The following is a 14,323-nucleotide window of genomic DNA, read 5'->3' on the forward strand; positions in this document are numbered from 1 at the left end:
CATCGTTTGACAGCCTGGGTCTACATCCTTGCCTCGCGACCGTTCGAAACTCTTTACACGGGCGTGACGACAGACTTGACCCGCCGGGTTTACGAGCACCGCGAAGGTCTGATTGAGGGTTTTTCCAACCAATACGGTACGAAATCCCTGGTCTGGTACGAACAGCACGAAGAGACCGGGGCTGCGATTGCCCGCGAAAAACAGATCAAGCGTTGGCGCCGGCAATGGAAATTCGATCTGATCGAGGAGATGAACCCGGACTGGCAGGATCTGTATCTGGTTCTAAATCAGTAACAACTACCTTGATCTCTCGGTCGTCATCCCGGACGCAGCGTAGCGAAGATCCGGGATCGGGGAGCCCTAAGGCGCTACCGCAACACACATGGAATTCCAAAGTCCGGTGTCTCGTCGTACTCAAACCGCAAGTCACTCGATAGAGTGGGTGATAGGGTGTAATTGCGCCTTTTCGCGTCGCGACAGCTAAACTTTTTTGACAAACCCTGCCCCAACGGCGATACCTCGAAACCATGTCGGATATTAAAGTCAAAATCTGCGGTCTTTCGACCGAGGACACCATGGCGGCGGCGCTGGACGCCGGTGCGGATATGGTCGGGTTGATGTTCTTCCCGAAGAGCCCGCGTCATGTGTCGCTCAGCCAGGCCTGCCGGCTGGCCGATATGGCGCGCGGCCGGGCGGAGATCGTGGCGGTAACCGTCAACATGGATCTCGACGGCCTGTCGCGTATCAACGAGCTGGTGAAACCCGATACATTCCAGTTTCATGGCGAGGAAGCTCCGGAAGCCCTGGCAGCGGCCAAGGTGATGCAGGGCACCAAGGTCATGAAGGCGATTTCGATTTCCGACCGTTCAGATCTGGAGCAGGCGCACTATTATGCTGTTGTGGCAGATCGTCTCCTGTTCGATGCCAAGCCGCCGAAAGGGTCCGAACTGCCCGGCGGCAACGGCGTTTCCTACGACTGGACGATCCTGAAAGACCTTGACCTGAAGAAGCCCTTCATGCTTTCCGGAGGACTTGATCCGGAGAACGTCGCCGAGGCGATCCGTTTGAGCGGCGTCAGCGAGGTGGATGTTTCCTCCGGCGTCGAGCGGGAAAAGGGCGTCAAGGACAGTGGTCTCATTCGCGCATTCTTGGCGGCGGCCAAGGGCGTCAAGGTTCCGGGCTGAAGCCCGGGTGAAGGAGTAAACGCGTGAACGATATGGCTAACAGCATCCGGACCGGTCCGGACGATCGCGGGCATTTCGGTATTTTTGGCGGCCGCTATGTTGCCGAAACGCTGATGCCGCTGATCCTGGACCTGGAACAGCACTACAAGGACGCCAAGAACGATCCGGCTTTCAAGGCCGAGATCGAGACGCTGAACAAGCACTACACCGGCCGTCCGTCGCCGCTTTATTTTGCCGAGCGTCTGACGAAGGAACTCGGCGGTGCCAAGGTCTATTTCAAGCGTGATGAGCTGAACCACACCGGGTCGCACAAGATCAACAACTGCGTCGGTCAGATCCTGCTCGCCAAGCGGATGGGCAAGACCCGTATCATCGCGGAAACCGGCGCCGGTCAGCACGGTGTCGCGACAGCGACAGTCTGTGCCCGCTTCGGCCTGCCCTGCGTTGTCTACATGGGCAAGACCGACGTGGAACGGCAGAAGCCGAACGTCTTCCGCATGAAACTTCTGGGCGCGGAAATCGTGCCGGTGACCGCCGGTGCGGGCACCTTGAAGGACGCCATGAACGAGGCGCTGCGCGACTGGGTGACCAATGTCGAGGACACCTACTACCTGATCGGTACCGCCGCAGGCCCGCATCCCTATCCGGAAATGGTGCGCGACTTCCAGTCGGTGATCGGCAAGGAACTGCGCGAACAGATGATGGAAGCCGAAGGCCGGCTGCCGGACGCGCTGGTTGCCGCCGTTGGTGGTGGTTCCAATGCCATTGGCCTGTTCCACCCGTTCCTGGACGACAAGGACGTCAAGATTTACGGCGTCGAAGCTGGTGGCCGCGGCCTTCAGGGGGAAGAACACTGCGCATCCCTGACCGCAGGCAAGCCGGGCGTTCTGCACGGCAACCGCACCTACCTGTTGCAGGACGACGACGGCCAGATCCTGGAAGGTCACTCGATTTCCGCCGGTCTCGATTATCCGGGCATCGGACCGGAGCATTCCTGGCTGAAGGAAATTGGCCGTGTGGACTATGTACCGGTCATGGACGACGAGGCTCTGGACGCTTTCCAGATGCTGACGCGCGTTGAAGGCATCATCCCGGCGCTGGAGCCGGCCCACGCGCTGGCCCATGTCGTGAAACTGGCCCCGCAGATGGACAAGGACCAGATCATCGTCATGAACCTGTGCGGCCGGGGCGACAAGGACGTCTTTGCCGTCGGACAGATGCTGGGCTTCGATCTCTGACAGCCCGCTTCGAACGGAACCCTGGAAAACCGCGTATCGAAAGGTGCGCGGTTTTTCTTTTTGCCGCTCCGGAGTGTCATCCCCTCCGCCAAGAGAAAGACCTGGCGCCTGCGCGTCATCAATGCGGTTTTTGGATAGGGCCGACGTTCCACTTTGACCGCGATGACAACGCGGCTTGCCACCGGCCCCTAACGCCGGTTAACCAGCCCCGCCAGTTTGGAAATGCTGCAATGCAAACTTATGCGTTGTGAATCCGCCGGGAAAGACTAAATCAGCCGCGAATGAAACAGGGTCGGCGCTATTGCCGGCCGCTTGAGGAAACCCCGAAATGGCTTTCGATCTTCTGACCGGCTTCGTCCGCGACTTTCGCGCTTCCCGCAAGGTTGCCGGCGAAATCGCACGCATGAACCACCTGAACGACGCCCAGCTTGCCGATCTCGGCCTGGAACGCAGCGAAATCACCAGCCGCGCCTTCGCCCGTCATTTCAAACGGCGCTAAGGCTGCAGCCAGTCAGGCGCTGCGTTTGTAAGCAGCGCGCAGTGGCACGGCTATGGGTTTTGCCGTCAACATGGCTTCCAGCAACTGCTGGCGGCCCCGGGCGTCCAGACCGGTCGCCTGTTGTGCCAGCGCCGGGTCTGATTGCGCGGAAGAAACTTCGGCAACACCCTTGCGCTGGGCAAAACCAAGGTGAAAATCCCTCATCCGGCGCCATAGCTTTTCAGTGAAAGGCTGAGGAGCGGGTTCGAACAGGGAATGGGCCATTTTCAGCTCCTTATTTGTTTGGTGGCTCAGTGGTTCGTTTTACAATAGGTGCACGCAGTGCATTTTTCTAGGCGCAATTTGTGCACATTTCGCCTATCAGCCATGCATTTTTCGCGGGTCTGACCTGCGCTTCCACAGCTTGCTGCACTGCAAAAAAGCCATAAGGTGCGGCCCGGTTGCGATTCCGGATCGCGGCATCAATCTTTTTTGGTTTTTGAGATGAGCACCTTGCAGGCCCTCCATATCAGCGCGCCATCGGCAGCGCCCCTCGCCACCGTGTTTCGCGGTGCCGGAAACCCGTTCACGCGCTCCGGCCGGGCGAAGCCCATGGGCAGCGAACATGTCTACCGGGCGGATGCCGCCCTGCGCGCTATCGGCCTGATCGACTATCCAAGCCGCTGACCGGTCTGGGTTCGGAGCCTGTTTCAACGCTCCGAATCTGCATGAGACAATTGACATTGCACGCACTGCCCCCGTACATCGCTGAAACGGAAACGCCCCGGAGGGTCCCGGATGGCGCGAAAAAGGGTAGCAGTGAATGACGGATACGCGTATCGACCGCCGTTTTAAAGCCTGTGCGGATGCCGGCCGGCCGGCCTTGGTCACCTTTATCACCGCAGGCGATCCGGATCTGCAGACCTCGCAAGCCCTCCTGAACGCCCTCCCGGCAGCAGGCGCCGACGTTATCGAACTCGGCATGCCGTTTTCCGACCCGATGGCCGAAGGCATCCCGATTCAGCTTGGCAATCAGCGTGCGCTGGCTGCGGGGCACACCATGGACAAGACCCTGGACATGGTTCGTGAATTCCGCAAGCAGGACCAGGATACGCCGATCATCCTGATGGGGTATTACAATCCGATCTACGTGCGAGACCCGAAGGTTTTCGTGCAAGTAGCCAAGGACGCTGGTGTCGACGGCTTCATCATTGTCGATATTCCGGCAGAAGCAGATGACGAACTCTGCATTCCGGCCCTGGAAGCAGGTCTCAATTTCATTCGCCTGGCAACACCCACCACTGACGACAAGCGTCTGCCTGCCGTTCTGGCCAACACCTCCGGTTTCGTTTATTACGTCTCCGTGACCGGCATTACCGGCGCCAATATCGCCGATACCGGTCGGGTGACCACCGCGGTCAAGCGGATCAAGGGCCACACGGACCTGCCGGTTGCGGTCGGTTTCGGCGTGAAGACCGCAGACCAGGCAGCGGAAATCGGCAAGGATGCCGACGGTGTCGTGGTCGGGTCGGTTCTGGTCAATGCCATCCGTGACAGCCTCGATGAGGCCGGCAAGGCGACTGACAAAACCGTTCAGACCGTCGTTGACCTGGTGTCCGACCTGGCCTCCGGATGCGCCCGGTCAAGAACAGCCTGACTGGTCAGCCATCGGCTGGTCTGAATTGAAGGATTTCGGACGGACCCCATATCTCCGTCCAATGGTAACTCGAGTAGCGGGACGCGTTTGACGTGAACTGGATCAATTCTATCGTACGCCCCAAGATCCGTGATCTTTGGAAAAAGCGCGAAGTTCCGGAAAACCTTTGGATCAAGTGTCCGGAAACCGGTGAAATGGTGTTTCACCGGGATCTGGAAGCCAATCTCTGGGTGATCCCGAATTCCGGTCATCACATGCGCATCCCGGCGCGCAAACGCGTTGAGGCTTTGTTTGACGGCGGCAAATACACCGAGGTCGATACCCCGGAAGTGCATGCCGATCCGCACAAGTTCCGCGACAGCAAGCGCTACACCGACCGCCTGAAGGAAGCCCGCACCAAATCCGGCGAAGACGAAGCTGTGATCGTGGCCCAGGGCCAGGTCAACGGCATGCCGCTGACCATTGCCGTGCAGAACTTCGATTTCATCGCCGGCTCGCTCGGCATGGCCGCGGGTGAAGCGATCCTTGCCGGCATGCTGAAAGCGGTCGAGGACAAGACGCCTTTCGTCATGTTTGCCGCTTCCGGCGGTGCACGCATGCAGGAAGGCATTCTGTCGCTGATGCAGATGCCGCGCACCACGGTCGGTGTGCAGATGCTGCGCGAAGCGGGACTGCCCTATATCGTCGTACTGACCAACCCGACCACTGGCGGCGTCTCGGCCTCCTACGCCATGCTTGGCGACGTGCACATTGCCGAACCGGGTGCCCAGATCGGCTTCGCAGGCCGCCGCGTGATCGAACAGACCGTGCGCGAAAAGTTGCCGGACGATTTCCAGACTGCCGAATATCTTCTCGACCACGGCATGATCGACATGGTGGTGCCGCGCCAGAAGATGAAGGAAACACTGGCACGCATCTGCGGTATCCTGATGAAGCGGGAAGTCGAACTGCCGAAGCTTGAAGCGCCGAAGGATCCGGCACCGGAAGCCGAAGCCAAGCCTGCCGAAACGGCTGCGGAGCCTGCCAAGGGCGCGGAAGCTGCCAGCTAGGTGGCTTCGTTACACGAATACGTCGCGAAAGCGGCCTGACACGACATTTCCGGGCTGTCCGCTTGTCTCGCGGGCGGCCTTCCCGTAAAGGCGTTAGTCAAACGCAACCGGGAAAAAGGGACCCTGCGGAGGGCGCCTTGGATCAAATCACGAAAATTCTGGACCGTTTGCTGGCGCTGCATCCGAAGGAGATAGATCTCTCGCTCGGTCGCATGTACCGCCTGCTGGAAGCGCTCGGGCATCCCGAACAGCGCCTGCCGCCGGTGATTCACGTCGCCGGTACCAACGGCAAGGGCTCGGTTACCGCCACCATGCGGGCGATCCTGGAAGCTTCCGGAAAACGCTGCCACGTCTACACCTCGCCGCACCTGGTTTCCTTCAACGAGCGCATTCGGCTCGGCTCGGATGGCAAATTCGTCTCCGATCCGGTCCTCTATGAGGCCCTGCACCGCTGCGAAGAAGCCAATGGCGGTGAGGAAATCACCTTTTTCGAGATCACCACCGCTGCTGCCCTGCTCCTGTTCGCGGAAAATCCCGCAGATGTGCTGCTGCTTGAAGTCGGTCTCGGAGGCCGTCTAGACGCGACCAACGTGATCGACCGGCCGCTTGCCACGGTGATTACCCAGGTTTCGATGGACCACGAGAAGTTTCTGGGTGACGACCTGTCGGTGATCGCTGCCGAAAAGGCCGGTATCATCAAGCCGGGCGTGCCGGTCATCTGCGCTGCGCAGGAAGACAGCGCCATGGCAACGATTGCGCGTCAGGCAGCGCGCAACAAGGCGCCGATCGAAGTGTTCGGGCAGGATTTCGCAGCCCAGGAAGACCAGGGCCGCATGGCGTTTCAGGACGAGGACGAATTGATCGACCTGCCTGTGCCCGTGCTTGGTGGCCGTCACCAGTTCTCCAATGCGGCTGTCGCCATTGCGGCGTTGAAGGCGGCGGGCATGTTGCCGGATGGCGATACGATTGCCCACGGCCTGAAAACGGTCAACTGGCCTGGACGGCTGCAGCCGATCACCAGCGGACCGTTGCATGACCTGTGCCCGGAAGGGGCGGAAGTCTGGGTCGATGGTGGCCACAATCCCGGCGCGGGCATCTCGATCGCCCAGTTCATGGGCGAACAGGAAGAGCGCTCACCCCGGCCGCTTTACCTCGTGTCCGGCATGCTGACGACAAAGGATCCCGTCGGATTCTTCCGTCCGTTCCACGGACTGGCACGCCATGTCGGCACGGTGCCGATCACCACGACACCCACCGCAAGGGAGCCGGAAGACCTGGCCGATCTTGCCCGCTGTGCGGGACTTGAAGCGACGCCGTTTCAATCACTGGACGCAGCGCTGGCAGATGTGGCAGCTTGTGCGGCAAAAGATGGCGAGCCACCCCGGATTCTGATTTGCGGGTCGCTCTATCTGGCTGGTGAAGTTCTGGCGCGCAGCGGTCTGGCGCCGGTCTGAGGCGTCACCGGCCTCTGCCCGAGGAGGCCCTGAATGTTCGGTTTTGAAACCTGTCGCCCAATGCTTGCAGGCGCTTTCCTGGGCGCTCTGCTCTTGAGCGTGCCTGCAAACGCGCTCACCGAACAATATGAGACGCCACCGGAGCAGGATCCGGCCACACTTCTCGACGGCAAGGAACTCGGCCCCGGCTATGCAGTACTTTCGCCGGTGCGCGGCGACGGTTTCCTGCGGATTTACCAGGTTCAGACCGATCTCGGCGTCGAGCAGATCGAAGGCGACGGCATGCTCAAGCTGCGCCTGCACGAAATCCAGGTGCTGATTGCCCTCGACAGTCTGAAAAACGACGCAAGCTTCGTTGACGGCCTCAAGCAGGCGGCCATGAAGCCGGTCGAGTTTGTCGAAAGCACGGTGACCGACCCTGTGGGAACCGCAAAGAACACCGTTTCCGGTGTCGGCCGCATGTTCGGCCGCCTCACCAAGGGTGTCGAGGCCGCTGTCAGCGGCAAGGGCGGATCTCCGGCGGAACTTGCCAAGTCGATCACCGGCCAGGCCAAGGCCCGGCGAGAACTTGCGGTCGATGTGGGTGTCGACCCCTATACGTTCTACCGGCCGCTATCGGAAAAGCTCGACGAAACCGCCAGCGTGACCACGGCAGGCAACTGGACGGTGAGCGCAATTACCAGCCTCCTGCCCGGCGGTATCATCGTCAACGCCGCACGGCAGGCAGACAATTTCCGCAATCTCATCGTCGACAGCACGCCGACCGAGCTGCAGGAACGCACCTCAAGCGTTCTGCGCGCCGTGGGCGTGCCCGAGGTGACGAACGCCAAGCTCATGGGCAATCCGTTCTACACGGCTTCGGAAAAGGCCGCGATCGCCTATCAGATGCAGGCAATGCCCGGTGTGAAGGACCTTTACCTGATTGCCGAAAAGGCGGCTGATGCCGACAGCCGGGATCTTGCCTATTTTCAGCTTCGTCGTGTCGTTCTCATGGAAACCTACAACAGCACGGTTTCGCCGCTGGGGGACATCAAGCTGGTGTCCGGCATCCCCGTTGCCCTGCGCCGTGACGGCATCGCCGCCATCGTCATGCCTTTCGATCATGTGGCCTGGACCCAGACCGTGGCGCAGACCTTCTCCGCCATGCACGAAGGCCTCGGCACCTTGCCCTTCCCGCCAACGGGCGTCGACTTCCTGATCACGGGCGACGTCACACCCATGGCCGCCGAACGCATCGCCGCATTCGGCTGGGAAATCACCGGCAACTATCCGATGCCGAAGGGGCCGGTGTTTTAGGGTCGGCTAACTTGGCACCGACACAGATTGACGCAAGCACGAGAAAGCTTGCCAGGAAGCTTCGTCTTGATCAGACGAAGGGCGAAAAAGCATTGTGGCGTGTATTACGGGAACTGAAGGCCGACAACATCCACATCCGGCGTCAGGCGCCGATCGGGCCGTATGTGGCAGACTTTGTCATTTTCTCACGCAAGGTCGTGATCGAGATTGATGGCGATATTCACGATCAGCCAGACCAATTGCAACATGATCAACGACGGGCCGCTTGGCTGGGCGCGGAAGGATTTCGGATCCTGCGCTATTCGTCCTTGGAAGTTGATGAAAATCTGGAAGGAGTAGTACTCGACATCCGGAGGTGGTTGGGTCTGGACTGAGAAGTGAGATTACGGCTTCGCCGTTTACCCCCATCCCTAACCCTTCCCCACAAGGGGGAAGGGAACCAGGCGATCATTTGAGGAAGTTCCAAATATTTTCGGCTGGGTCAGTTCGGAAATTGCAACATCGTCAGCGGTATCCCCCTCCCCCTTGTGGGGAAGGGTTAGGGGTGGGGGTCTTGCTTGATGTCATTCGGGTGAATGTGAGGTTCATTGTTCACTGGGAGCAGTAATTTGCCCCCCTCAAACACACTCCAGAACCGGCCCGGACAAGCCGCTTTCCCAGCCTAGGATGGCGCGTTTGCGGGTGAGGCCCCAGTGGTAGCCGCCGAGTTTGCCGCCTTTGGCGAGCACCCTGTGGCAGGGGACGACGAAGGAGAGCGGGTTGCGGCCGACTGCGGTGCCGACAGCGCGGGATGCCTTCGGGTTGCCGAGGCAGGCGGCGATGTCGGAGTAGGTGGTGGCCTTGCCCATCGGGATCTTCAGTAGGGTTTGCCAGACCCTGATTTCAAAATCGGTACCAATCATAACGATGTTGAGCGGCTGGTCCTCTTGCCACTTTTTCGGATCGAAGACGCGCCGGGCAAATTGCGCCGTCGCATCCTGATCCTGGACGAAAACGGCTGCGGGCCAGCGCTCGCACATGTCTTCCAGGGCGGAAGTTTCCTCGCCCGGATCGGCAAATCCCAGGCCGGCCAAACCCTTGTCGGTGGCCATCACCAGAACCTGGCCGAAGGGGGATGGATGAAAGCCGTAGGCAATTGAAAGACCTGCGCCACGATTGCGGTAATCGCCAGGCGTCATGGCTTCATGGGTGACGAAAAGGTCGTGCAGCCGGCCGGATCCGGACAGGCCCACTTCGTAGGTTGCGTCGAGAACACTGGCGGACTCGCGCAGCAGCGCCTTGGCGTGATCCAGCGTGATTGCCTGCAGGAACTGCTTCGGCGTCAGTCCGGCCCAGCGCGAAAACACACGTTGCAGCTGGATGGGTTGAAGACCGGCTTCCCTGGCCAGCTGGTCCAGCGTGGGCTGCTCGCGCCAGTCCTCGGTGATCCGCTTCAAGGTGCGGCGAACGACGTCGTAGTGCTGCGCAGCCTCCTCGCCGATGGAGATCGGGGTTGGTTCGGACGTCAGGCTGGTAAGGTCGAGCGCTTTGGTCATGGCGGTTTCTTCATGCTGAACTTGAAGTCTGCTCCGATCTTAGTCGGCGAACAACAGGGGATCGACCCGATTTGCGATCCGCATCAAGATCCTTGGCGCTTTGGCACCAGTTTTCGCTTCACTCGGCCGGAATGACGGCACAGAAACCGGGACTGGCGTTCCTACCCCAGAACATCCTTGAATTCGCTGGCCGAAACCGCCGGTCCCTTGCGGGTGGTCAGAAGCAGGCTCGTCTCCGTGCCGGTAATACCCTCGATCAGGCGAATGCGATTGAGTGCATCGTCAAAGGCAGCAAGATCGCGCGTGGCGACGTCCAGTACCAGATCCCACTTGCCGTTTGTGGAATGGATCGCGCGAACCTCCGTCATGGCGCTGAGCGAGCGGATCACCGGTTCGGTATTGTGACCGTCTACGACCACCAGCGTCACCGCGCGGATCGGCAGATCGCGCCAGTCGTCGCGCAGGACGGCGGTAAATCCCAGGATTTCTCCCGTGTCGACCAGCTTCTCCATGCGAGAGCGCACGGTGGCGCGCGAGACTTTCAGATCACCTGCCAATTCGGACACTGACCTTCGCCCGTCATGGCGCAGAAGCGAGATCAATCGAAGATCCAGATCGTCCATTTTTCCATTCCGATAAATTGAGCTTATCAAAATGATAAATCTGGCTGCTCTTTTGATCAAGTGTCCGGATTTACTCCGCCGCGGCGTTTCAGCACACTTTTGATAGTTGAATTTTGGGGCGGAGCAGGACGTGAACGTCGTTGAGAAACAGATTGTGCTGGTTGGAGCTCCGGTGGATGAAGGCGCCGGTCAGCGCGGCTGCCTCATGGGTCCGGACGCCTATCGAACCGCCGGCCTGCAGGAGACTCTGCAGGAACTCGGCCATTCGGTCGTCGACCACGGAAATCTGAGCCCGGCGGAAGTTGGCAGCCTCACCCCTCCCAACAGGATACTGCGGAATTACCGCGCCTATGTTGCCTGGACCCGGGCGCTCCACCAGAAGGCGGCGGAACTTGGCGAAGGCCCCGGTTTTCCGATCTATCTTGGCGGCGATCACGCCATGGCGGCGGGCACCGTTTCGGGTCAGGCAAGGGCGGCAGCCGCACTCGGGCGCCCGTTGTTCGTGCTTTGGCTCGATGCGCATTCGGATTTTCACACGCTGGACAGCACCGCCAGCGGCAACCTTCACGGCACGCCGCTCGCGTTTCTGTGCGGCCTGCCCGGATTTGACGATCTGCTCGGCAGCCCGCTGGAACACACCCTGAAGCCGCAGAATGTCGAGATCCTCGGCGTTCGCTCGATCGATGATGCCGAGCGCAACCTGCTGGTCAGCCACGGCGTCGGTGTCAGCGACATGCGCCGGATCGACGAGGAAGGCATCGGCACTCTTCTGAAGCCGTTTCTGGAGCGCGTAAAGGCCGAAAACGGCCTTCTGCATGTCAGCCTGGATGTCGATTTTCTGGATCCGTCAATCGCCCCGGCCGTCGGCACCACCGTTCCGGGCGGCGCGACCTTCCGCGAAGCCCATCTGGTGATGGAGATGCTGCATGACAGTGGTCTCGTCACCTCTCTCGACCTGGTCGAGCTCAATCCCTTCCTGGACGAACGCGGAAAAACCGCGCGTCTGATGGTCGAACTGACCGGCAGCCTGTTTGGTCGCCGGGTCTTCGACCGGCTGACAAGAAGCTTCTAGAGGACCGAACAATGTCAAACAGCCCCATCAATCTCCTGCCGTCGGATCTGGCCTATGTGCCCTTCGTCAGCGTCGACAACATGATGCGCAATGTCCGCGCGATTGGTGTCGAAACCTTCATGCGTGGCATCGCCGAATATATCGAGCAGGATTTCCTGCGATGGGAAAGCTTCGACAAGAAACCGCGTATTCCGGCGCATGCGCCTCAGGGTGTCATCGAGCTGATGCCGACCAGTGACGGCAAGACCTTCGGCTTCAAGTATGTCAACGGTCATCCCGGCAACACCCGTGATGGTCTGCAGACTGTTACCGGCTTCGGTGTTCTGTCGAACCTGACGACCGGCTATCCGGTGCTGTTCACCGAGATGACCATCCTGACGGCCTTGCGCACGGCAGCCAACTCGGCACTTGCCGCCAAATACCTGGCACCCAAGGGGTCCACCACGATGGCGATCATCGGCAATGGCGCACAGTCCGACTTCCAGTGCCTGGCGTTCAAGGACATGCTCGGGATCACCGACATCCGCGCCTACGACATCGACAGCGCCGCCAGCTTGCGCCTTGCCCGCAACCTCGCCAATTCCGGCCTGAACGTGACCATTTGCAAGACGCCGGAAGATGCGATCGAAGGCGCGCAGATCATCACCACCGTAACCGCGGACAAGAAATCGGCGACGATCCTGACCGACAACATGGTCGGCACCGGCGTTCACATCAACGCGGTCGGCGGCGACTGCCCGGGCAAGACCGAGCTGCATCGCGATATCCTGCTGCGGTCCGATATCTTTGTCGAGTTCCCGGACCAGACTCATATCGAGGGTGAATTCCAGCAGCTCGACCGCGATCATCCGGTTACCGAACTCTGGCAGGTCTACGCCGGCAAGGCAGAAGGCCGCAATTCGCAGGACCAGATTACGCTGTTCGACAGCGTCGGCTTTGCCATCGAGGACTTTGCCGCCCTGCGCTACGTCCGCGATCTTCTGCCCAGAACCGGTCACTTCGAGAAGCTCGACCTGCTGGCTGATCCGGACGACCCGCGTGACCTCTACGGCATGGTTCTCCGGTCTGCGGCCAATGGAGACAACCAGGCAGCGTGACCTCAGATCACGTGATTGTAGCAAACTGGACCACCGCTTCGGCGGTGGTTTTTTCTGGCCTTGGTCAACCGGCCGCTACCCCTGCTTTCCAGGGAAAGAAACGGTTCCGGAAAGTACTTGTGTCATCCCGGGAAAGCATAGCGGAACCCGGTTCGCGTGGTTCAGGGGAGGAAGTGGGACCCGACAAGGGTGATGTCAAAAAACGCCTGACATCAGTCACGTATTTTAAGGTTTTCGGTGTTGAGTTGGCGTCATCCTACCTTTTCGGGGACTTTTTGATGACATTCAGAATTTTGACCGGCCTCGGACTCGGCCTGCTTGCCGCTTCCGCTGTTCAGGCCAAGGAACAGTATTTTTCCTACAAGGACTGGAATGTAGAGATTCAGTCGTTTGATACGGGCGAAGACTTTCGTATCAACTGCACCATGTGGACCGGCGGCGACGGCCTGCCCACCGTAGGCTTTGCGACGTCCAACAGCGATGCATTGCCGCCGGACTTCTTCCCCGGTGTCCAGCTGACGGAACGTGCCGTCCGCGGCCATGCGACGGTTCTTCAGAATGACCAGAAGGTCAATTTCGTCTTTGATGACGGCGACAGCGCGCAGGCAACGGTCCAAGCCTATTTCGATGAAGACGGTTTCGCCGTCGCCCAGACCTATTTCCCGATCGAGGACGCTCAGCGCGTCCTGCAGGCGATGCAACGGAACGGGCAGATCGATATCGTCGGACCGAGCGGCCTCATCTATACCGCTTCCCTGAGCGGATTTACCGCGTCATATCGAAAAGTTGCCGAAGGATGCGGCTTTCCGGTTACCGGTGTTATCGACTAGCGGCGGCAGGTTCAGCGCCTCTTCTATTTCGGCAACCACGGCATCGGCCGCCGCACCCGGATCTTCGGCCCGGCTGATCGGGCGGCCGACCACCAGGTAGTCGCTACCAGCCTGAATCGCGTCCGCCGGGGTCATCACCCGGCGCTGGTCTCCGGCATCGCTGCCGGCAGGGCGGATGCCGGGGGTGACGATCACAAGCTCGTCTCCAAGGATGGTGCGCATTTTTGTGGCTTCGGTGGCGGCGCAGACGATGCCGCCCATGCCAGCCACAAGGGCGTCCTTCGCCCGCGCTTCCACCACATCGCCAATCGGGCCGCGATACCCTGCATCGACCAGGTCCTGCTCGTCCATGGAGGTCAGCACCGTCACCCCAAGCAGGCATAGATCGGGATTCCCTTCTTCCCGCAGGCCTTTCACGGCAGCACGCATGGTTTTCGGGTAGCCATGCAGGGTCATGAAGGTCATGCCCATCTTGGCGACATTGCGTACGGCCTTTTCGATGGTGTTGTCGATATCGTGCAGCTTGACGTCCAGAAAGATCTTCTTGCCGTCACGCGCCAGGTCACGGGCGAATTCCAACCCGCCGGCAAACTGGAGTTCCATGCCGATCTTGTAGACACCGACCTTGCCTTCAGTCTGCTTTACCAGCTTCTCGGCCTCGGCAACCGTCGGCACGTCGACAGGCAGCATCAGGCGGTCCAGAGCGGTTTTCGGGGAGAAAGGGCTGGTCGGCATGGGCAGATCCTCGGATTTTGGGGCAGGTGCCAGTGCATAGCACCAAGGATCGCCCAGCGCCAGAACTACCCAGAA

General features: G+C 60.2%; 17 protein-coding genes. 13 read left to right on the forward strand and 4 right to left on the reverse strand.

Annotated elements, in window-relative coordinates; genetic code table 11:
• The first annotated feature begins 6 nt into the window (after positions 1–6).
• From ACVDG9_RS25560 to ACVDG9_RS25575, 4 genes are all read left to right on the forward strand, one after another.
• Positions 7–294 (forward strand): GIY-YIG nuclease family protein, encoded by a 288-nt coding sequence (locus ACVDG9_RS25560; protein WP_447239304.1) that lies wholly within the window; start codon positions 7–9, stop codon positions 292–294.
• 233 nt (positions 295–527) lie between these two features.
• Positions 528–1,184 (forward strand): phosphoribosylanthranilate isomerase, encoded by a 657-nt coding sequence (locus tag ACVDG9_RS25565; protein ID WP_023002441.1) that lies wholly within the window; start codon positions 528–530, stop codon positions 1,182–1,184.
• A 32-nt stretch (positions 1,185–1,216) separates the two neighbouring features.
• Positions 1,217–2,422 carry a tryptophan synthase subunit beta gene (gene trpB, locus ACVDG9_RS25570; protein WP_088665219.1) on the forward strand — a complete coding sequence of 402 codons (1,206 nt, stop codon included), beginning with the start codon at positions 1,217–1,219 and terminating at the stop codon, positions 2,420–2,422.
• Positions 2,423–2,750: 328 nt separating this feature from the next.
• Positions 2,751–2,921 carry a DUF1127 domain-containing protein gene (locus ACVDG9_RS25575; RefSeq protein ID WP_023002439.1) on the forward strand — a complete coding sequence of 57 codons (171 nt, stop codon included), beginning with the start codon at positions 2,751–2,753 and terminating at the stop codon, positions 2,919–2,921.
• A gap of 12 nt (positions 2,922–2,933) precedes the next feature.
• On the opposite strand, the gene ACVDG9_RS25580 is transcribed toward ACVDG9_RS25575, so the two are convergent.
• Complete coding sequence (locus tag ACVDG9_RS25580; protein ID WP_023002438.1) at positions 2,934–3,185, reverse strand: hypothetical protein; 252 nt, start codon at positions 3,183–3,185, stop codon at positions 2,934–2,936.
• A gap of 219 nt (positions 3,186–3,404) precedes the next feature.
• Between ACVDG9_RS25580 and ACVDG9_RS25585 the strand changes: the two genes are divergently transcribed.
• The 6 genes from ACVDG9_RS25585 (at position 3,405) to ACVDG9_RS25610 (ending at position 8,730) form a co-directional block, all read left to right on the forward strand.
• Positions 3,405–3,587 carry a hypothetical protein gene (locus tag ACVDG9_RS25585; protein WP_023002437.1) on the forward strand — a complete coding sequence of 61 codons (183 nt, stop codon included), beginning with the start codon at positions 3,405–3,407 and terminating at the stop codon, positions 3,585–3,587.
• 136 nt (positions 3,588–3,723) lie between these two features.
• Positions 3,724–4,557 (forward strand): tryptophan synthase subunit alpha, encoded by an 834-nt coding sequence (gene trpA / locus ACVDG9_RS25590; protein WP_023002436.1) that lies wholly within the window; start codon positions 3,724–3,726, stop codon positions 4,555–4,557.
• A 92-nt stretch (positions 4,558–4,649) separates the two neighbouring features.
• Entirely contained in the window at positions 4,650–5,606 is a 957-nt protein-coding gene (gene accD / locus ACVDG9_RS25595) for an acetyl-CoA carboxylase, carboxyltransferase subunit beta (protein WP_296595736.1), read from the forward strand.
• 137 nt (positions 5,607–5,743) lie between these two features.
• Complete coding sequence (locus ACVDG9_RS25600) at positions 5,744–7,060, forward strand: bifunctional folylpolyglutamate synthase/dihydrofolate synthase (protein ID WP_447239305.1); 1,317 nt, start codon at positions 5,744–5,746, stop codon at positions 7,058–7,060.
• Between the two features lie 33 nt (positions 7,061–7,093).
• Positions 7,094–8,356, forward strand: a complete 1,263-nt coding sequence (locus tag ACVDG9_RS25605; RefSeq protein ID WP_447239306.1) for a hypothetical protein — start codon at positions 7,094–7,096, stop codon at positions 8,354–8,356.
• 11 nt (positions 8,357–8,367) lie between these two features.
• The gene (locus ACVDG9_RS25610) at positions 8,368–8,730 is read left to right on the forward strand and encodes an endonuclease domain-containing protein (RefSeq protein WP_447239307.1); all 363 of its coding nucleotides are present in this window, start codon (positions 8,368–8,370) and stop codon (positions 8,728–8,730) included.
• Positions 8,731–8,973: 243 nt separating this feature from the next.
• Here the strand turns inward: ACVDG9_RS25610 and ACVDG9_RS25615 are convergent, their stop codons facing one another.
• Both ACVDG9_RS25615 and ACVDG9_RS25620 read right to left on the reverse strand, forming a co-directional pair.
• Entirely contained in the window at positions 8,974–9,891 is a 918-nt protein-coding gene (locus ACVDG9_RS25615) for a methylated-DNA--[protein]-cysteine S-methyltransferase (RefSeq protein WP_075283231.1), read from the reverse strand.
• A gap of 161 nt (positions 9,892–10,052) precedes the next feature.
• The gene (locus ACVDG9_RS25620) at positions 10,053–10,514 is read right to left on the reverse strand and encodes an Lrp/AsnC family transcriptional regulator (protein WP_023002430.1); all 462 of its coding nucleotides are present in this window, start codon (positions 10,512–10,514) and stop codon (positions 10,053–10,055) included.
• A 130-nt stretch (positions 10,515–10,644) separates the two neighbouring features.
• On the opposite strand from ACVDG9_RS25620, the gene rocF reads away from it, so the two are divergent.
• The 3 genes from rocF to ACVDG9_RS25635 all read left to right on the forward strand — a co-directional run bounded on the left by rocF (position 10,645) and on the right by ACVDG9_RS25635 (position 13,513).
• On the forward strand, positions 10,645–11,586 hold the full coding sequence (rocF, locus tag ACVDG9_RS25625; RefSeq protein WP_447239308.1) for an arginase: 942 nt from the start codon (positions 10,645–10,647) through the stop codon (positions 11,584–11,586).
• Positions 11,587–11,597: 11 nt separating this feature from the next.
• Positions 11,598–12,683, forward strand: coding sequence for an ornithine cyclodeaminase (ocd, locus tag ACVDG9_RS25630; RefSeq protein ID WP_228870570.1), 1,086 nt, complete (start codon positions 11,598–11,600; stop codon positions 12,681–12,683).
• A gap of 278 nt (positions 12,684–12,961) precedes the next feature.
• On the forward strand, positions 12,962–13,513 hold the full coding sequence (locus ACVDG9_RS25635) for a hypothetical protein (RefSeq protein ID WP_139314178.1): 552 nt from the start codon (positions 12,962–12,964) through the stop codon (positions 13,511–13,513).
• On the opposite strand, the gene pyrF is transcribed toward ACVDG9_RS25635, so the two are convergent.
• Entirely contained in the window at positions 13,457–14,248 is a 792-nt protein-coding gene (gene pyrF, locus ACVDG9_RS25640) for an orotidine-5'-phosphate decarboxylase (protein ID WP_447239309.1), read from the reverse strand. The genes ACVDG9_RS25635 and pyrF overlap by 57 nt on opposite strands.
• Positions 14,249–14,323 lie beyond the last annotated feature (75 nt).

It is taken from the genome of Roseibium sp. RP-7 (genome assembly GCF_053005225.1).